Source organism: Glaciimonas sp. GNP009 (assembly GCF_054343755.1).
Genome location: NZ_JBTGUV010000001.1, coordinates 171,918 through 190,775, shown reverse-complemented (window position 1 = coordinate 190,775; position 18,858 = coordinate 171,918). Strand labels below are relative to the sequence as shown.

At 48.8% G+C, this 18,858-nt stretch carries 11 protein-coding genes and 4 pseudogenes; 2 read left to right on the top strand and 13 right to left on the bottom strand.

All coding sequences use genetic code 11. The annotated features are described in order from the left end of the window. Positions 1-67 precede the first annotated feature (67 nt). Positions 68-1,155 (top strand): IS3 family transposase gene (locus tag ACXX82_RS00530; protein WP_458562102.1). Its coding sequence is split into 2 segments (ribosomal slippage): positions 68-320 and positions 320-1,155, totalling 1,089 coding nucleotides; the frame shifts between segments, so codons are not numbered across the junction. Positions 1,156-1,303: 148 nt separating this feature from the next. Here ACXX82_RS00530 and ACXX82_RS00525 read toward each other — a convergent pair. The 9 genes and pseudogenes from ACXX82_RS00525 to ACXX82_RS00485 form a co-directional block, all read right to left on the bottom strand. Next, positions 1,304-1,549, bottom strand: a complete 246-nt coding sequence (locus tag ACXX82_RS00525) for a hypothetical protein (protein WP_458562104.1) — start codon at positions 1,547-1,549, stop codon at positions 1,304-1,306. A gap of 220 nt (positions 1,550-1,769) precedes the next feature. Next, positions 1,770-2,751: pseudogene (locus tag ACXX82_RS00520) on the bottom strand (IS5 family transposase). Between the two features lie 339 nt (positions 2,752-3,090). Continuing rightward, on the bottom strand, positions 3,091-3,405 hold the full coding sequence (locus tag ACXX82_RS00515) for a helix-turn-helix domain-containing protein (RefSeq protein ID WP_458562103.1): 315 nt from the start codon (positions 3,403-3,405) through the stop codon (positions 3,091-3,093). Between the two features lie 295 nt (positions 3,406-3,700). Then, a pseudogene (locus ACXX82_RS00510) lies at positions 3,701-4,242 on the bottom strand (transposase); the annotation flags it as partial. A gap of 39 nt (positions 4,243-4,281) precedes the next feature. Beyond that, positions 4,282-5,369 (bottom strand): IS3 family transposase gene (locus ACXX82_RS00505; protein ID WP_458562102.1). Its coding sequence is split into 2 segments (ribosomal slippage): positions 4,282-5,117 and positions 5,117-5,369, totalling 1,089 coding nucleotides; the frame shifts between segments, so codons are not numbered across the junction. Positions 5,370-5,415: 46 nt separating this feature from the next. Beyond that, on the bottom strand, positions 5,416-6,444 hold the full coding sequence (locus ACXX82_RS00500) for an AraC family transcriptional regulator (protein WP_458562101.1): 1,029 nt from the start codon (positions 6,442-6,444) through the stop codon (positions 5,416-5,418). A gap of 146 nt (positions 6,445-6,590) precedes the next feature. Beyond that, positions 6,591-7,072, bottom strand: a pseudogene (locus tag ACXX82_RS00495) (IS3 family transposase); the annotation flags it as partial. A 576-nt stretch (positions 7,073-7,648) separates the two neighbouring features. Then, positions 7,649-8,086 (bottom strand): annotated as a pseudogene (locus tag ACXX82_RS00490) (IS6 family transposase); the annotation flags it as partial. 134 nt (positions 8,087-8,220) lie between these two features. Beyond that, complete coding sequence (locus ACXX82_RS00485) at positions 8,221-8,358, bottom strand: HNH endonuclease (RefSeq protein ID WP_458562158.1); 138 nt, start codon at positions 8,356-8,358, stop codon at positions 8,221-8,223. 193 nt (positions 8,359-8,551) lie between these two features. Between ACXX82_RS00485 and ACXX82_RS00480 the strand changes: the two genes are divergently transcribed. Beyond that, the gene (locus ACXX82_RS00480) at positions 8,552-9,247 is read left to right on the top strand and encodes an IS6 family transposase (protein ID WP_458562156.1); all 696 of its coding nucleotides are present in this window, start codon (positions 8,552-8,554) and stop codon (positions 9,245-9,247) included. Between the two features lie 211 nt (positions 9,248-9,458). Here the strand turns inward: ACXX82_RS00480 and ACXX82_RS00475 are convergent, their stop codons facing one another. The 4 genes from ACXX82_RS00475 to ACXX82_RS00460 all read right to left on the bottom strand — a co-directional run bounded on the left by ACXX82_RS00475 (position 9,459) and on the right by ACXX82_RS00460 (position 18,795). After that, a complete protein-coding gene (locus ACXX82_RS00475; protein ID WP_458562100.1) occupies positions 9,459-11,309 on the bottom strand; it encodes a putative bifunctional diguanylate cyclase/phosphodiesterase in 1,851 nt (616 codons plus the stop codon). 862 nt (positions 11,310-12,171) lie between these two features. After that, positions 12,172-13,200, bottom strand: a complete 1,029-nt coding sequence (locus ACXX82_RS00470) for an IS110 family RNA-guided transposase (protein ID WP_458562099.1) — start codon at positions 13,198-13,200, stop codon at positions 12,172-12,174. A 263-nt stretch (positions 13,201-13,463) separates the two neighbouring features. Then, complete coding sequence (locus ACXX82_RS00465) at positions 13,464-15,164, bottom strand: ShlB/FhaC/HecB family hemolysin secretion/activation protein (RefSeq protein WP_458562098.1); 1,701 nt, start codon at positions 15,162-15,164, stop codon at positions 13,464-13,466. Further along, entirely contained in the window at positions 15,157-18,795 is a 3,639-nt protein-coding gene (locus ACXX82_RS00460; RefSeq protein WP_458562097.1) for a two-partner secretion domain-containing protein, read from the bottom strand. Before ACXX82_RS00460 ends, ACXX82_RS00465 begins: the two co-directional genes overlap by 8 nt. Positions 18,796-18,858: the final 63 nt, after the last annotated feature.

The window sequence follows — 18,858 nt, the reverse complement described above, 5'->3', positions numbered from 1 at the left end:
AATCCCCCCACCAAAAGATAGCGTTTAAAAGTAGAATTTCCTCAAATGCAATTTAAGGATTTTTTACATGAAGACATCACGCTTTACCGATAGCCAGATCCTGCAGATTTTGAAACAGGCTGAAGCTGGCAGTCCTGCACCGGACCTGTGCCGCGAACATGGCATCAGCACTGCCACTTTCTATAAGTGGCGCTCCAAATTTGGCGGCATGGATGCATCCCTGATGACGCGGATGAAGGAGCTGGAAGATGAGAACCGGCGACTAAAAAAGATGTACGCAGAGGAACGGTTGAAGGCGGATATCGTTACTGAAGCGCTCACAAAAAAGTGGTAGCGCCCTCCAAACGAAGAGAGATTGCGCAGTGGTCCGTGGTAAACAGATTGGTCACGATTCGCGTGGCATGTCAGGCCTTTGGCATCAGCGAGACCTGTTACCGTTATTGCGCCAAGCTATCCTCTGAGAACACGGTCATTGCCGACTGGCTCGTGTGTTTGACCACCAGTCAACGTAATTGGGGTTTCGGTTTGTGCTTTCTGTATTTACGCAACGTCAAAGGCTTCAAATGGAACCATAAAAGGGTCTACCGAATTTACCGGGTTCTGGCACTGAATCTGCGCATCAAGCCGCGCCAGCGGATCGTGCGCGACGTGCCGCTGGCATTGGCAGTGCCCACCAAGATCAATGACATGTGGTCAATGGACTTCATGCATGACCAGCTCGCTGACGGACCCAGTATTCGGTTGTTTAACGTAATTGATGACTTCAACCGTGAAGGGCTATGTATTGAAGTCGATTTCTCGTTGCCTTCGGAACGGGTGATCCGGGCGCTGGATCAGGTCATCGAGTGGCGCGGCAAGCCCAGGGCCATCCGCTGTGATAACGGGCCGGAATATGTCAGTGCCGTCACATCGGCGTGGGCTGCCAAGCGGGGCATCAGCATCGAGTTCATCCAGCCTGGCAATCCGCAGCAAAACGCGTACGTCGAACGTTATAACAGGACCGTACGCTATGACTGGCTGGCCCATCATTTGTTTGAATCGATTGATGAGGTACAAAATTTTGCTACCAGCTGGCTATGGACTTACAATCATGATCGGCCTCATATGGGCCTGGGCGGCATCACACCAAAACAGAAACTGGCCTTGGCCGCTTAACCTCTACTTTTAGCGCATCTTAAAAATGGGGGGATTACCGAAACACTTAACAGCGCAAGCCATTCATACGGTAGACATTGCGCGTCACTGGACGAAGCAATTTGTACGTTTGTCCACCATCAATACAAGAACTGCGGTCTAATATTCTTCACACCGGGCTCCCCAATAAGGCACGCATTTCAATGAATGTTATGCCGAAAGTTTCATGAATACGTATCATCACTTCACCACTTATCTTAATCCTGCCATGCCGGACCTTACTGATTAAGGGAGCAGGAAGCTTTAATAAACGACATAATGCCGCATCGTTTTTTAGGGCCTTGAGATTAAGTAGTGCATCGAGCAAACGACTTTGATCATAGCCTCTACTATTATTTTTATCTTTTAAGATCATTTTAAAATCCCGGTTGATTGATATAACTTTGAAACGTTCGGTTCTTTAATATAAATATATTCCATCGTAATATTGTAGGGAAGCGCTGATCAATTGATGATCTTGATCATGGCGTCAGTTTTAAAAATAAAATTTTCACCCACGGTTGAGTTTCTGCAACCATGAGCGCAACAAACGTTTTTTTGAGTAAATATGGCGCTCTTATCGTCCCTTGCTTCACTCAGGATGGTTTTCGGGTGTTATTGATCACAAAGCGCCTGCCAGCGAGTACCAGATTGGCAAATCCGAACAGCGAGAACAACTGCGCAGTGTTCTTGGCCAGGCCCCGATAGCGCGTTTTACGATGCCGAAACAGGTTCTTGATGACATGAAACGGATGCTCCACTTTTGCCCTGACGCTGGCTTTGAGATACTCCAGTTTCTCGCGCATGCGCCCGAGTTTATTTTTCGGCAGCGCCTTGCGTTTGGAGCGGCGCATTGCGGCGTGCCAGGTAACGGAGGCGGTTTTATGTTCTTCGCGTTTTTCCACCCCTTTATATCCAGCACCACCCAACGCTGCAATCTCATCGCCATGCAGCAATGCATGCGCTTGCGTCACGTCAGACACATTGCCAGCCGTTCCGATCACGGTGTGTACCAGCCCAGAGGCAGCATCAACGCCGATATGGGCTTTCATGCCAGAGTGCCAGTCATTGCCTTTCTTCGACTGATGCATGTCCGGGTCGCGAGTCTTATCCTTGTTTTTAGTCGAGGGTGGCGCAGCAATCAAGGTGGCATCCACTATGGTCCCTTCACGCATAAGCAAACCTTTGGCGGCCAAATGCGCATTGATCACCTCAAAAATCCTGCGGGTCAGGTCATGCTTTTCCAGCAGACGGCGAAATTTCAACAGTGTCGTGGCATCCGGTGCCGACTCCCGGTTCAGATCGATACCGACAAAACCGCGGATCGCCTGACTGTCGCAAATCGCATCCTTAATGCCCTCGTCAGACAAACCAAAACACTGCTGTGCGACATACATCCGAAGCATCCGTGCAAGACCAATCGGCGGGCGACCAGGGCTTTGGCCTTTCGGATAAAACGGTTCAATTTCGTTATACGGTGCCGCCCAGGGCTTCGCTGTATCGATCTCGCTCAGGAAACGGCACGCCGTGTGCGTTTCTTTTTGCCGCGTACTCAAGGTCAGAGAAGATTTTTTGCATAAACGATTCGTCAATCAAAAGGGATACATTATTGTTTCAGCTTCTGTAAATCACCGAAACCATTTCTGTCGAATAAATCAGCGCTTCCTTAACGAGATCCTTAATCCGACCCGTTTTAACTCCATCGAGTAGCTGAAATCGACCTTAAGAAATTACCTGAAATCTATAACAATAAGATTCCTCAGCGCAGCTTAAATAACGCAACACCGAATCAGGCGATAAAAAAATGGTACGAGAGAAAAATCGAATTATTTGATAGACACTTCTATAGCCCAACGGTTCTCGACATGTAAGGAGCGCTCTTACATTTAATGTAACCATCGCATCTTTTCTCTTTATTTACGTTTTCGCCGTAAAAATGACTGTGCCAATACGAAATTTCTTACGGCGGTCTCCCATAAGATTGCGTAATTCGCTGATAGTCAATCCGGTGGCATCATGCATACGAATCAAGACTGATGAACTCAACGGTACTTTACGGTGGCGAATTCTACTAACAAGAGCAGGAGGGATTTCTAGCGCGCGCGCTAACGCAGCATCATTTTTCAAACGCAGGGTTCTAATTAAGGCATCGAGCAGCCTTGCCGGATTGTAAGAGATCAGGTGATCCATGCCATTAATATTTGAAACATTGTTGATATCGTCAGAAGGCATTATTGATTTATTTCGGCAACAGGTTTGAGGTTTCGGGTCCGCAACTCCAAACAGTGAGCGAGTACGAAGCTACATGTACTGGCTAAAAATTTACGAACTCATAAAAATTAATTTTTGATCAACTAATATATTATCTAACATTAATTTTATCTATGCGATCCATCGTATTTTAGGTAGATACAAAATATAAAGCAATTCAATCAATTTTAAATATGAAAATAATGGTTGATGATGTTAAATTTGCGCATGGAACGCGCGTCGCTCCGGTAACCGTCAAGTCACCTGTCGCGTCATTTCAAGCAGCACTCTTTACTAATTCCGGTTCACTGCGTTCCGGATTGAGCCATACCCGGTCTTGCAGTGACCAGTTTCTGGTGGCACCTGACCACCTTTTGGGCGTCCGTTTTTTCGCGGCCTCATAGACGTTTTCACGTTGCTGCAATCTCGTTTGTGCCTTTCCATCATGCCGTTGTGCTGGCGTGACGAGTTTCAATCTACTATGCTTGTGCTGATGGTTGTACCAGCGCACAAAGTGCGTCGTCCAGCTACGTGCCGCATCGACCGTGGTAAATGCCTTGCAAGGATAGTCGGGCCGGTATTTGCAAGTACGGAAGAGCGCCTCGGCGAAGGCATTATCGTTCGATACCCGTGGCCTGCTAAACCATGGTGCCACGCCCAGTTGCTCCAATGTCGCCAGCATCGTCCTCCCTTCATCGGACTGCCATTGTCCGAATGCAGCACTAACGGACGACCGGCAAGACCCTCGGCCAGACTGGCCCGGCGCATCAGCATTGCCGTCAGTTCAGCCGATTCCGCCACATGCACTTCGTGTCCGACGGTAATCCCCCCATTTTTAAGATGCGCTAAAAGTAGAGGTTAAGCGGCCAAGGCCAGTTTCTGTTTTGGTGTGATGCCGCCCAGGCCCATATGAGGCCGATCATGATTGTAAGTCCATAGCCAGCTGGTAGCAAAATTTTGTACCTCATCAATCGATTCAAACAAATGATGGGCCAGCCAGTCATAGCGTACGGTCCTGTTATAACGTTCGACGTACGCGTTTTGCTGCGGATTGCCAGGCTGGATGAACTCGATGCTGATGCCCCGCTTGGCAGCCCACGCCGATGTGACGGCACTGACATATTCCGGCCCGTTATCACAGCGGATGGCCCTGGGCTTGCCGCGCCACTCGATGACCTGATCCAGCGCCCGGATCACCCGTTCCGAAGGCAACGAGAAATCGACTTCAATACATAGCCCTTCACGGTTGAAGTCATCAATTACGTTAAACAACCGAATACTGGGTCCGTCAGCGAGCTGGTCATGCATGAAGTCCATTGACCACATGTCATTGATCTTGGTGGGCACTGCCAATGCCAGCGGCACGTCGCGCACGATCCGCTGGCGCGGCTTGATGCGCAGATTCAGTGCCAGAACCCGGTAAATTCGGTAGACCCTTTTATGGTTCCATTTGAAGCCTTTGACGTTGCGTAAATACAGAAAGCACAAACCGAAACCCCAATTACGTTGACTGGTGGTCAAACACACGAGCCAGTCGGCAATGACCGTGTTCTCAGAGGATAGCTTGGCGCAATAACGGTAACAGGTCTCGCTGATGCCAAAGGCCTGACATGCCACGCGAATCGTGACCAATCTGTTTACCACGGACCACTGCGCAATCTCTCTTCGTTTGGAGGGCGCTACCACTTTTTTGTGAGCGCTTCAGTAACGATATCCGCCTTCAACCGTTCCTCTGCGTACATCTTTTTTAGTCGCCGGTTCTCATCTTCCAGCTCCTTCATCCGCGTCATCAGGGATGCATCCATGCCGCCAAATTTGGAGCGCCACTTATAGAAAGTGGCAGTGCTGATGCCATGTTCGCGGCACAGGTCCGGTGCAGGACTGCCAGCTTCAGCCTGTTTCAAAATCTGCAGGATCTGGCTATCGGTAAAGCGTGATGTCTTCATGTAAAAAATCCTTAAATTGCATTTGAGGAAATTCTACTTTTAAACGCTATCTTTTGGTGGGGGGATTACCGTAGATCTTGGCATATAAGCCAGGAGAGTAATTAGTTTTTTCTTTAAACACGCGACCAAAATACGCTGGATCCAAAAAACCTGATCTATAACCAATTTCTGAAATTGTCAGTTCTAAAAAATTAGGGTCCTTTAGCATCTTCATAGCAGCCCCCAATCGCATGCTCTGCAAGGTTTCTAGGAATGTGCGTTCAGAATTTGCTAATTTAAATTGCCGGTAAACTTCGCGCGTCGAAACTCCGAACTCGTTTGCAATTTTATCTGCAGAAATTTCCGTGTCCATATAATTTAAACTTAACCAAGTATGAATCTGGTCGTGTAAATTATTTTTTTTGTAAAAGTAAAATTTATCACGCTCCCCATCTTTCAAATCAAGTTGATCGAGTGCCATCACATAAATAGAAAGAATATTTTCTATAATTAAATTATAGTGGGGCGAATACGTTTCGGATATATTTTTTGGAGTCAACTGGCGTATGTACGAAACTAACGTTGAAGCCCACCCTTTATCGCTGTGCATTGTATGAGCTACATAATTTTCCGGACATGGAATCCACGTATGAATTAAAGTTGCAGGGATTGTAAGAATTATAAATTTTGAGTCTTCCATCTGACTAAACAGTTCTTGTTTAGTATCGATCAAAGTCACGTCCCTCATGTGTAAATTTGCTTCAAATCCTCCTTGTCTAATTTTCCCTTTCCCTCCTAATTTTACAATCAAATGGTAGGGGTGATTTTCTGCTTGTGCAATTTGTTGGGTAGTTAGGTGGGCTGCGAAAGGGCTAGATCCTGTGGAGAGGGCATAAGTTACATTATGCATGTGGTAAAAAATTAAATCAGCTTGAAAATTTTTATCTTCGACACTAGTAATCTCAAATGGATTTGTGAGCCTGCTGATGATACTCTCCCAATATTGAAAGCGTTCGCATGCAGGCACATGGTTAGCGCAATATTTTGAGTATAGCGGGTGTTTAGCTAAAATTAGAGACCGATTTTGTATATTCATAATTTATTCTCAATATAAATTTACATGTTGATAAATTGAATTGATAAGTAATTTTTGAATCTTGTAAAATAAAAGACGTTTGAGGTTTCCTCAATATTTTGTTTGCCAGGAGGTGACTTTTATGCTGCTAATTTTTGCTGTTCCTGCTAACTCGCCCATATTTTCAAATGCTGGATTGGTGAGCAATAGCCGAGTGTCAAATGTGGCCGTATACGATTATAAAAAAAACTTTAATGTATTCAAAGCTGGCTGCCTTCATGTCGGCATGGTCTGGGTAGTGCAGACCACGATACCGTTCGTTCTTGGAGCTGTTGAACCAGCTCTCCGTCGGGGCTTTGTCCCAGCAATTTCCTTCCCGACTCATCGAACAGATCATCCCAAATTCTTTCAGATTTTCCTGAAATGCATAGCTGGCGTGCTGACTGCTACGATCCGAATAATGCATCACGCCTGATGCCGGCCTCCTGCGAAACCATGCCATATTAAGTGCGTCCATCATGATATCGGTTGTCCTACGGAGCTTGATTGACCAGCCAATTACTTGCCGATTGAACAGGTCAAGAACAACCCCCGGATACAACCATTCCTCATCGGTCCACAGATAGGTAAAATCGGATGTCCACACTTCCCTCGCAAAGTACGCCGCTGCCTTTTTTATGATGTCATTCTCTCGTTTCGGACGAGCGACTTTAGCGCGCAGACGGGAAAACTCCATAGCTTCTGGCCTGACCACTTTGCTGCCGGCACCTTTAAACTTACCTGTTGCAGAAGTTTTAATCCAGTCGCGCAAGGTCTGGTCGCTCAAACCTGGTTCTTTGACAACTTGCGAAACAGCTTACCCAGCAGCCACCCGGTTCACGACTGGTTCTTTGAACTCGATCGTATATACCTGTTTTGGTATTTTAGTCATTTCAATTTCTTCCAAATGTAACGTTATTTTATGTCACCCATGGAGAACGAGATTTCAAGGAAAGCGCAATTCGGTGTCAAGCTGAAAACCCAAAGCGGCTATTTTTACATCCGCACAACTTTATTTCCTCTATGTAATATAGGCCAAATATTTTCATAAGGAAAGACATTTTTAACTACCAATTTCCACGTGACCGGCTGCGTGCGGTCGGTGTCTGTCAACGTAGTTGGTAAGATTTGAGGTTTAGTCGCGATAGCGCAATGAGACGAAATATCTGTACGGGATCGGCGGCGATCAGAATGCCAGTGAGTAGAACTGAGTGGCTGCCGACGAAGTTGGGTCTTTGATGTCTGCGAGTTGACCCTTGCGAATCATATGCATGGTTTCAATCCCCGCGATGATAATTCGGGCGCAGCGAAAGGTCTTGAAACCGAGTATCGGTCGCGTGACGCGTTTGACGGCCCGGTGGTCTTGCTCGACGATATTGTTGAGGTACTTCGATTGGCACACCACGATGGTCAGACCGCTATCGGCCTGGATGCTGACCATGGCGGCCGTGTTGGAGCCGCTCTTGTCGATGGCTATTTTCTAGGGCATGCCGTGCAGGCCGATGGCGCGTTCGAAGAATGCCCTGGCTGCGGTATGATCGCGCTTGGCGCGCAGCGGAAAATCAACGGTGTCGCCGGTCTTGTCAACGGCCCGGTAAAGGTATTTCCACTGACCCGCGACCTTTGTCGGGTAGCCAGGCGCGGTTACCCGCGTCCAGCCCCCTAAGAACCGTGCATGCGGGTTTCCTTGCACACGGCTCAAGCCTCTGCAAAGGCATCTTGCGACACCCGATGACACAACTGTATTTTTCTGGCGTACTAACGATTTCCATGGCAACTGAAATGGTGCATAAGAAGGTTGCTCGCTGCATCCGACCCGCCTTCAGCTTTTTTCACAATATGGCGAACGCCCCAAGGAGTGCGCTTTGCGATTGGCTTATGACAGGCAGAACACATGCCATCTTGCCTTCGCCAGACACGGTAAAGCTTACCGCGACCTCTCGCCGAGTTCAGCATTTTCTTGCCCCATCGGGATTAGAAATACGGTTTTGTCGCAATAACGTCACTAGTTTAGAATTTGTATTTTGACAGACGACAAATATCTGCAATGAACCTATCTGTAATATCTAATGACGAGCTGATTCCTGAAATGACAACGGCATTGAAACGATTGCATTATCCGTTGGAAATAATGTTGATGTGCGTGCGTTGGTATGTTGCGTATCCGTTGAGCCTGCGCCATCTGGAACAGATGATGGCTGAGCGCGGCATCGAAGTAGATCATTCGACAGTGCATCGGTGGGCGCTCAAACTGTTGCCGATATTTGAAAAAAAGTTTCGCAAACTGAAGCGCCGAGTGGGTGCCAGCTGGCGTATGGACGAAACTTATATAAAGGTCAAAGGTAACTGGAAATATCTGTATCGTGCGGTAGACAAAGACGGTCAAACTGTTGATTCTCTATTGACAGCAAAGCGCGATAAGCAAGCCGCTATGCGCTTCTTTCGCAAAGCCATGCTCGACAATGGCATTCCTGAAAAAGTGGTGATGGACAAGAGCGGTGCCAATAAAGCAGCCATTGATACGATCAACATCAGCCATGGAAATGCCATCATCGTGCGCCAGGTGAAGTATCTCAACAACATCGTTGAACAAGATCATCGCGCCGTTAAACGCATCACCAAACCGATGATGGGATTCAAATCTTTTCGGGCTGCTAAAATCATACTTGCTGGTATTGAGATCATGCACATGATACGCAAAGGAAAACTAATGCACAGTGGCTTCCAGAAAATAACAGCAGCGCAACAATTTTATGCACTCGTTGGATCAGGCCGTCCAGCATAGGGGCGGGCAGACCATCCACGGCTTCACTTCAGCTTTTTTCCTTAATGCGACACAACCCACAATATAGCCTCAATTTATGCTCCAGCCTTTTTTCGAGATGAGAGGACCCAAGCGCTATCTAATACGCAACTAAATCAGTGGCTTAAGAGGGATAAGTTCGTCGAGCTTAACGTTAAATTAGATACATGCAAACAGTCTGATTTATCTTTTCCTAGAGTATCGAATTTCTTAGCGTCCGATACAACGGCAAACGCTTCCCTGAACGCAAAATCTGTGCGAAAGCTTCGGCGGAAAGGGGCTTGCTGAAGAAATAACCTTGCATTTCATCGCAGCCGTTGCGGCGCAAATAATTGAGTTGCTGGAGGGTTTCGACGCCTTCCGCAATAACCCTCAGTTTAAGGGCATGCGCTAGCGTGATAATCGATGTGACAATATAGGCGTCATCGCCATCTCCTGCACCAATGTCAGAAACGAACGTGCGGTCAATTTTTAGCATATCGATTGGCAGGAGTTTAAGATAGGATAGGCTCGAATAGCCGGTTCCGAAATCGTCAACTGATATTGCCACGCCGAGCGCCTTGATGTCGCGCAGTACAGCGATAGCCTGATCGACGTTGCTCATGATAAGGCTTTCGGTAAGCTCCAACTCGAGCTCCTTCGGTGAAAGCCCGATGTCGTCTAGTATTTCAGCGAAAGACTGGGCCAGATTTTGTTGTGTGAATTGACGTAAGGAGAGGTTAACCGCCACCTTAATGGAAGGAAGGCCTTCTTCTTGCCATTGCTTATTTTGTGTACAAGCCGCGCGCAGCACCCAGGCGCCAATCGGAATGATCAGCCCTGTCTCCTCTGCGATATCGATGAAGTCGGCGGGATACAGTAATCCCTGTTTCGGGTGCTGCCAGCGGATAAGTGCTTCCATCCCGTTAATGAAGCCCGAGCCTAGGTCTACCTGAGGCTGGTAATGAAGAACAAATTCTTCCCGTTCAATAGCCAGGCGCAAGTCGGCCTCAATGCGAAGCCGCTTGAGCGCCAGTTTGCTCATATCTACGGTATGAAATTGAAAATCATTGTCGCCTTTGCGTTTTGCATGGTGCGCCGCGATGTCAGCGCGATCAAGCAGCATGTCCACATGTTCGCCATCTTGCGGATACCGCGTCACCCCCATACTACAGTTGAGAAAAAATTCCTGCCCACCAAAAACGATAGCGCGATTGACAACCGCTATCATTCTCTGTAGTACCGCTATTGCTAACTTGCCAGCCGGTTTCTCTGGCATGACAATAACGAATTCGTCGTCTCCCCAACGCGCTAGAGTATCTGATTCCCGAATAGCATCCCGCAGTCGATGCGCAATAATCATTAGGACGCTGTCGCTGCCCTTATGGCCAAAGCTGTGGTTTACGGTTTTAAATCGGTTTAGGCTAATGAATAGCACCCATACCTGACTACTGTAACGCGCTGCTAATGCGAGGGCCTGCAGCAATCTATCCCGCAACAGTGCACGATTCGGTAAGCCGGTGAGTTCGTCGTGATACGCCATGCGCATCAGCTTAGCTTCGTTATTTTTGGCGACAGTGATGTCGTAGTGCGATGCGACGAAATGCGTCACAATTCCTTGGTTGTTGCTTACCGGTGCCACATAAAGATGATTCCAGAATATGCTTCCGTCCTTGCGATAATTTCGCAGGACTGAATTGCCTTCGCGCTGTTCTCGTAACGCAGCCCGGATTTCTTCCAATTCCGGCTGATTTTGGTCGGTTCCTTGCAAGAACTTGCAATTTTTACCGATCACTTCAGCGTTCCAATAACCAGTGATTCTTTCGAAAGCGGGATTCACGTATTCGATATTGAAATCCGGGGCGATGGCGCTGGTGACAATCATTGGATGAGCGCTTGCTTCGATTGCACTGTGGCGAAGCGTTAATGCGAAATTTAATTTCTCGAGAGAAATAATTATTCCAGGAAGTGAAAATGCATTTTTCTCCGACAGAACTTCGTTTTGCACTCCTTGAATGGTGCGCAAATTAGGCCGTGATATCGAAGCGCCCGTATTTTTTGCCATACTGAACCTTATTATTTATCCAAAGAAAGTAGTTCGAATAAAATGCACGCATATTTTTAAATTGGGATCGCGGTGTCGTAATGGGCATACCGGAGACCCCTCGCACAACGAACGATCTTTAGAATATGGTAGCGCTCATATTCGGCATCTTTTTTTCTATTCCAAAATATTTTTCCATCTTCAATCTGTCATTTTCTTCATCGAGTGGTCATGATTATTAGAACCTCTGTATTTCAAGAAGCTAGCGCAATTAAACGCATCAACAACGTCCTCAAAGCGCAAAATCGCAGAACGGTAAATTTTTAAAAATATTAAGTTGCATCTATTCGCTTTAATACAGCGTCAACCTTCAGGAGTTCCTCTCATTGGTAAGAATAAGCATGATTGTTAGTTGGTTTTTCGAACCGACTTCGAACTTGGTAGATTTGTCCCGACGAGTAGGCGGCGTAATCGCGAATGCCCCAGAACTGCATCGCTTTGAGATTAAGCATCTTAGTTACGTCTGTTCGTCAGTGTTAGTAAGTTATTTGAGCGAATTGATGACTTTACTGAATGCGACATATATGGATCCACTCAGTTTGCCAAGCATTCAATCGATGATGAGCATAAGGGTAAGATTGCAGCCATATATTCGGACTTTCATTGAGGTTTGCGCCTCTGTCCCTGATGGAATATGCTGGCCAGGTCCTAATCAGAACCACGCGCTCGAACCGCATGTCGCATTACAGGTTTTCCTGACCACGGTCTAACCTGGTTTGCCATCACTTCATCTTGCCTGCACAACCTGTGGAAGGTTTCTTCTTCCTGCATAAATGGTGTTATTTATTTCAATTATTTCCTGGATTTTTCTGGCCAGATTTGATTATGCACCAGCCAGACCTGGGCAATAATCAGATCGGAACCTTTGTTCTTCACGTGTCAATAACGCCCATACTACCCTCGCATTTTTATTTGCCAGAGCGACCGCAGCAACATTCTTATTTCGTCGACTGAGTAACTTATTGAACCAGGTAGTAGATGGTTTATTGTCGGCAAATCGAATCACCGCTCGTGCTTCATGAATCAATAGCGTACGTAAATAAGTGTCACCGCGTTTACTGATGCCTAAAAGCACGGATTTGCCACCACTGGAATGCTGTCGGGGAACCAGTCCTAACCAAGCAGCTAGTTGACGCCCGCTCACAAAATTCTTAGCATCTCCAATTGATGCCACTAATGCCGTGGCAGTGATGGGACCTATTTCAGGTATTTCTGCAAGCTTTCTGCTCATTTCTGAAGAACGGTGCCATTGTTGAATTTTCTCATCCATTTCATCGACCTGTTTATCCATGTCTTTCAAGTGATCATACAAACGTTGTAACAGATCTCGAAAGCTTGCCGGCAAATCTGATTTTTCCCTGATTTCCGGGAGGCGCCTGGCGATGTTCGCAATTGCTTGCGGAATAATTATGCCGAACTCGGACAGCAATCCGCGAATTTGGTTTGCTTGAGCTGTTCTCACTTTGATAAAAGACTGACGCACTCGGTGCAATGACAGAGCAGCTTGTTGTTCGTCCGTTTTTATTGGAACGAAGCGCATATTAGGCCGAGAAACGGCCTCACAAATTGCTTCTGCATCGGCCATATCATTTTTATTGGTCTTGACATAGGCCTTCACAAATTGAGGAGCCATCAGTTTCACAGTATGCCCCATCGCGGTCAGTTTCCTGCCCCAGTAATGTGCGCTGCCACACGCTTCCATTCCAATCAAACACGGTTCCAGTTTAATAAAGAACTCAGCCATTTTTACGCGATCTAGTTTCTTTCGAAGCACGGCATTTCCATGATCATCGACGCCATGAACTTGAAATACATTTTTTGCTAAATCGATTCCAATCGAAGTAATCTTCATTTTGGACGCTCCTTTCGTTTAGGGGAACACTCCCATTTTGGCACGTTGGCGCCGTTTGAAAGAGGGCGTCCATTCCATTAGAACCATGGAGAATCCTTACAAAATTACGCCTCGCCGTCGCTAACGCGCCACAACCAAATTCAGCGCTGTGCACTTTCCACTTCTTTATTTCCGTCATTCGCCGCCATACTCTGTGAGGACCATAGCTTAAACTGTTGTCTCATATCACGGGTCCACTATACAAGCGCACGCCGGTGAGACTTTCAAAAGCCCTTGGCTATTTCTACCCAGATACGTGTAGGTGAACTACTACCTACCAAGGGTGAGGTTGCCCCTAAAGGTGCCGCAACGAGCGCTTTAGCAGCCCATTGCGCCGGCCCGGTCCAGTTTAGGCCAACACCGGCACCACTCAAGTTGGCGCTTTTTTGACCTGCGACCCACACATTCTTGTTGATCGTCAGATGTGCGCTATCCACAAATGCAACTGCCTGCCAATGTCCACTCCACAGTGTGCCGAACTCGTGACGCAATTCGGCCGTACCCTGATATCCGGTATCGCCCGATAACGCACCCATGTCGTACGCACGCACCGAGTAAATCCCACCAACCGACATCTTCTCGGCTGCATCCAGATTGGTATTCGCCCATTGGCCGGTAAACGATAAAGACAAGGCATTGTTCTGACTCAAGCCTTGCAAGCGTGAGAAACTGACATTGAACTTTGAGAAACTGCCCTGGGTCTTGCTGGTGACATTATCGGCAAGCTGGGCAAAGTCGTTGTTAAAGCCCACGTGGCCACTGGTCCAGCCCATGTTCCAGCTACTGACGGCACCTGCGAGCAAGCTGTCACGCAAGTCGCCGTTCAAGCCCAGTGTCCAGTTTTCAACATGTCTGTCGGTGAGCGTATTGCTGGCATCAATATGATCGCGCAGGGTGAGCTGGTCATGCTGGAACTGCCAGGAAAGATTGAGATTGCGACTACGTATCAAGGGCTGTTTGAGCCACAGGCTACCAACTTGGGCGGTACCGTGTGCATTCAGTGACGCCAGTGATTCACCCAACTTGTAATACAACGATGAAAAGGAACCACCGATGCGCGTACCGTGGCCGTTCAACAGCGTTTCATAGGCGAGGTTAGCATAATTCATCTTACTGCCGGAAGACAGAACATTGGCACTGAGGACATCGCCCATATGCAAAGGATTGTTAACATTGACAGTCGCCCCAAGACGCGCCCGTCCGGTGTACCGGTTACCCGCATCATCGCCAACGGCATAACCGGACACCATAGGCGCGCTTGCGGCATTGATGATCAGGTCGGAAGTACCTACGTTCTCGCCGGGTGCCAGAGTGGCGCTGCTGGTCATTCCGGAAATATCCGATAGCAGCAATAGTGCATGATCCAGATCTGCTTGCTCGATCTCCTGACCGGCTTTTAACGGCGAGAGCGTTTTTTCCAGTAAGGAGGAGCGCACCCGACTATGATTATTCAGACTGATTTTCCCATAACGTGCTTCCAGCACCTCGATCGTCACCGTCCCACCGCTCAACTTCTGCGCCGGGATGAGCGTCTGCACCAACGGATAGCCGTGGCGATGGTAATAATCGGTGATACGCGCGGCGACCTGGCTCAGTTCGTTCAAGGTCAGCGTTGTTCCTTCGGCGCTTGCCACCAATGCATGCAAAGCCTCGGCAGGAAACAGCGTGTTGCCTGAAATCGCAATGGTTTTGACCAGAAACGGGGCGCTGAGGGCTAATGTAGCGCCAGTTTTCGGCGCAATAGCCAACCCTGTAGTTGACGGTTCCGACGGCACGACTGGTTGGACCTGCTGCAGAAGGTTACCTGCACCAGGAATGACAGGGCCCGCTGCATAGGCTGCCAGCGGAAAGTATGCCATCAACAAGACCGACAACAGCGGCTTCAATGGTTTTTGAAGATGTTTTACAGGAGAATTGTTAATCATTGATACTTACCAGATTGAGTGGCAGCTTTAGGCCGCCATTGAGAATTTCCAAACCGAATTTGGGAGCTGTGTTGCCGACTGCAGTATTGATTGGCGCATGGCCTGACGCATCGTCGGTATCTACTTTACTGGTACCGGAATGCACTACCGCAATGCCTGGTGCTAAGCGATGTGCATCAGCGTCAGGAGTGATGATCGACGCCAGTACGTCCGCCTCCAAATGTGTCATGACATTTTGAACCGGGGAATGTGCCCTGCCCGGCTTTACTGTCAACTCGGTGGCATTGTTGGCAGCCTGCGCAAAAATATAGTTTTGGGCACTCAGGCCATAGCCATTGATGGCATAGAGCGCCGGCAAACTATTTGCCGCTGCATTGGTTTGCCAGGCCATCACGCCAGTCGTTGCACCCGCCAGGGTATCGCTACCCATCAGGCCAGTCACCGAACCGAAAAGCACAGCAGGTATGTCTCCTGCGATATGCACCGCAGGCGTAGCAATATAGGTCAGCGTCGCAGGGGTAATACTGGCACTCAGGGTCGGCTCCACCAACAGATAGTTGCCTGCATGCGCGCCACTCAATGTATACCCTGTCACGCTGACGTTGCTGCTGCCAATATTCGGCTTAGCAAAGGTGGCCGTTGCGGTGCCAGTCAAACTCACTGCATCGCGCGCTAATGGCGCTACTGCAGCCACACCGCTTAAGGCTGCGGTATTGGTCGCATCGTAGACTTTATTGTTCGCCGTCAAACTGGTGATCGCTAAAGCGGCCGGAGTAACGACGAGCGTCCCGGCAGCATAATTGATCAGATAACCTTGTTGCGCCAATGAATACAAGCCACCGACGGTCAGCGAATAAGTGCCGGCATCGATTGCTGCAGTGTTATAGCTGAGTGTACCGAGCAAGATGCTGCGCGGTGGACTGGAGTAAGTTACGGCATTGATGTTGGTGTAAGCCAGCCCATCATAGATCTTGGAAGCGGCGTTCACTGTAATCGTCAGTGGCATAAAAAACGAACGCAATAATGGATTGGTTTGACCGTTATACATTAACCAGGTGTTGGCAAAATCCCAGCCAGGATTGAAGCTACCGCCATTCGCTGTCGTAGCCGAGGTGAAATTAGTCTGTTGTTGCATCTGGGAGGTAGTCATACCTAGCCCGCCGCCAGCTGAAGCCGCTTGGCCTGATTTCGTGGTATTCCAAAAGCTGTTAACAACCGGATTGCTGGTGAGATTGTTATTGCTGTTAAAAGTACTGACATTTTGGCTAGCTCCTACCAGCCCTCCCGTATAGGTACCGCTAACACTCCCAGTTGCGTACCCATCATTGATTGCAGTAATGACCGCCTTAGTGTTAGTGGTGCTGCGGTTATCACTAAAAATCGCTCCAGCCAGTCCGCCAATGTAAGAGCCACCCTGCACATTACCCGTTGCGTAACTATTGTTGACGGTAATCATATTGACGTCGGTATTATTGAAACTGTTGATATTTCCTATCAGTCCACCCACATCCGCACCCCCGCTAACATTCCCTGTGGCGTAGCTATTATTGATGGAGACGTGGTTCGAGGTAACCCTGGTGTCATTCGAAACGTACCCGACCAGGCCACCCGCGTTGTTGGCGATACCCGTCACATTGCCGGTAGCATAGCTTTTGTTGATGGTGCCGTCGTTTTCGCCCACCAGTCCGCCCACTTTGGTCGCCTGACCAACGTTGGCGCTGACGCCGCCGGTTGCATAACTGGAAATGATGCTACCAGCACCATCATTTTGTCCTACCAGGCCGCCAATGGAATTGGCACCGGTATTACTGGTGCTGGCATTGACGCCGCCGGTAGCATAACTGTTGGCGACAACGCCGCGGTTATAGCCGACTAACATCCCAACATCGGCAAAACCCGTCACGCTCCCTCCCACCAATCCAATATTACGGATGATGGAAGTGGCACCTGTATCACCAAACAAGGCCAGGTAACTGGTGGTGCCATTAATGGTCAAATTACTCACGGTATGTCCAAAACCATCTAGCGTGCCGGTGAACCAATTGTTGGCATTCCCAATCGGCGAAAACCCAGCCTTGGTATTCCATGCAGAGCTTGCGGTTGCATCAATATTGCTACCCAGAACGTAATAGCCGTTTAGGTTGCCGTTGATTCCTTGCAGGTCAGTGCCCGTCATACTGCCCGCTACGCCGAGGCTGTTAATGACTTTGTAATTGACGATCGCCCCATCGGAACCAAGTTTCGTACTGAAGTTATTTCCCGATTCCAGATTGATGACCGCAGCCACATTATAAGTACCAGGATTGGTCAATGCCAGCGCACCCTGTCCGTATTGGAATGCCAGACTGGCCGTGCCGGAGCCATTCAGATTGGCGTTAACATTGATATTATTTTGTGCATTCAGGGTGAGTTTGTTGGCGCTCCAGCTCACGACATCATTGACGTTTACGTTACCCGTTCCTATGCTACCGCTCAGTGTCCCGGCGCTGCTCTGTATCATCACATCAGTATTGGCCAGACTGGCCGAAAGGGCCGCCCCGGTGATATCGCCGCCACTGGCGGCAATGCTGTAGTCGGTCGGATCGATCAGCCAACTACCGGTGGTGCCGGTGGCGGCTATAGTGCTAATTTTTGCTGCATTGGCTACTTTGACATGGGCTGCTGAGGTTTCAATAAATCCACCATTGCCGCCGTTTGGTGCCGAGGCATCCAGACTACCGCTAACATTAACCGTACCCGTAGTCATGGCACCCAGCAGCGTAATGACGCCGCTATGATTCTCCACCGTGCGTGCTTCGATCACGCCGGTATTATTGACCACGCTGGCAGTCAGTGCATCTTTGGCGCCAGCGCTCATGACCACCATCCCACCGTCGGCTTGAATCAAGCCACCGTTTTCTACCAATGTATCGAGCAGACTCTGATCGACTTTCATGCTGACCAGACTATTGCCATTAAAGGTCAGGGTCGCCGCGCTACCAGCACCTAGCGCGACACTGCCGAGTTGGGCGGTGATAACACCTTGATTGCTGACGTGCTGCCCAAGCAACGCGACGTAACTGGCCGCCTTGATGTTGCCATCGTTGACGACACCAGCGCTGCTGGTGCCACTAAAAGTGCGGGTGTTGCCGCTGAGGCTGGCATCTTTCAAGTCCAACGTGGAAGCCACCAGGCCGCCGACATTGACTTGTGCGCCGGCACCAAACAAGAAGCCGTTAGGATTGATCAGAAAGACCTGACCGTTGGCGTTGAGATGCCCGAGAATTTGCGTGCCATTGACATCGGCGATACGGTTGACTGCAATCGCGCTGGCATTTGGCTGCACGAAGTTGACCGTTTCTTGTTTGGCGATATTGAAACTCTGCCAGGTCAGGCCCAAATTCTGGCTGCCCTGAGTAATCGTGGTGATTGCACCCGACTGCCCGATACTGCCCGCACCGTTCACTACCTGTCCAGCTGCAGGTGCAGCCTGTACCCCCGCCGCCGCCAGTGCTGCAACTGCCAGCGCTGCTGCTCGCATCAGCTTACCGGAATTGCGTGCGGAGCCCTTACTCCGGCCCCGTTTTTTTTCTGCCACCGCTACCCAAGCGTTCAGTACGTGACTCCATACCAGACGGAATATGTGATTCATTGATCCATGACGTTTCATAATGATGACTGACCTTTATTCTTATACAAGTGGTTGTCGACTTCC

Bases quoted from the DNA above. Each gene is read 5' to 3' on its own strand.
- ACXX82_RS00485 (WP_458562158.1), bottom strand. From the start codon at position 8,358: ATGTGTTCTGCCTGTCATAAGCCAATCGCAAAGCGCACTCCTTGGGGC.
- ACXX82_RS00470 (WP_458562099.1), bottom strand. From the start codon at position 13,200: ATGAAGATTACTTCGATTGGAATCGATTTAGCAAAAAATGTATTTCAA.
- ACXX82_RS00525 (WP_458562104.1), bottom strand. From the start codon at position 1,549: ATGATCTTAAAAGATAAAAATAATAGTAGAGGCTATGATCAAAGTCGT.
- ACXX82_RS00515 (WP_458562103.1), bottom strand. From the start codon at position 3,405: ATGCCTTCTGACGATATCAACAATGTTTCAAATATTAATGGCATGGAT.
- ACXX82_RS00465 (WP_458562098.1), bottom strand. From the start codon at position 15,164: ATGATTAACAATTCTCCTGTAAAACATCTTCAAAAACCATTGAAGCCG.
- ACXX82_RS00480 (WP_458562156.1), top strand. From the start codon at position 8,552: ATGACAACGGCATTGAAACGATTGCATTATCCGTTGGAAATAATGTTG.
- ACXX82_RS00475 (WP_458562100.1), bottom strand. From the start codon at position 11,309: ATGGCAAAAAATACGGGCGCTTCGATATCACGGCCTAATTTGCGCACC.
- ACXX82_RS00500 (WP_458562101.1), bottom strand. From the start codon at position 6,444: ATGAATATACAAAATCGGTCTCTAATTTTAGCTAAACACCCGCTATAC.
- ACXX82_RS00460 (WP_458562097.1), bottom strand. From the start codon at position 18,795: ATGAATCACATATTCCGTCTGGTATGGAGTCACGTACTGAACGCTTGG.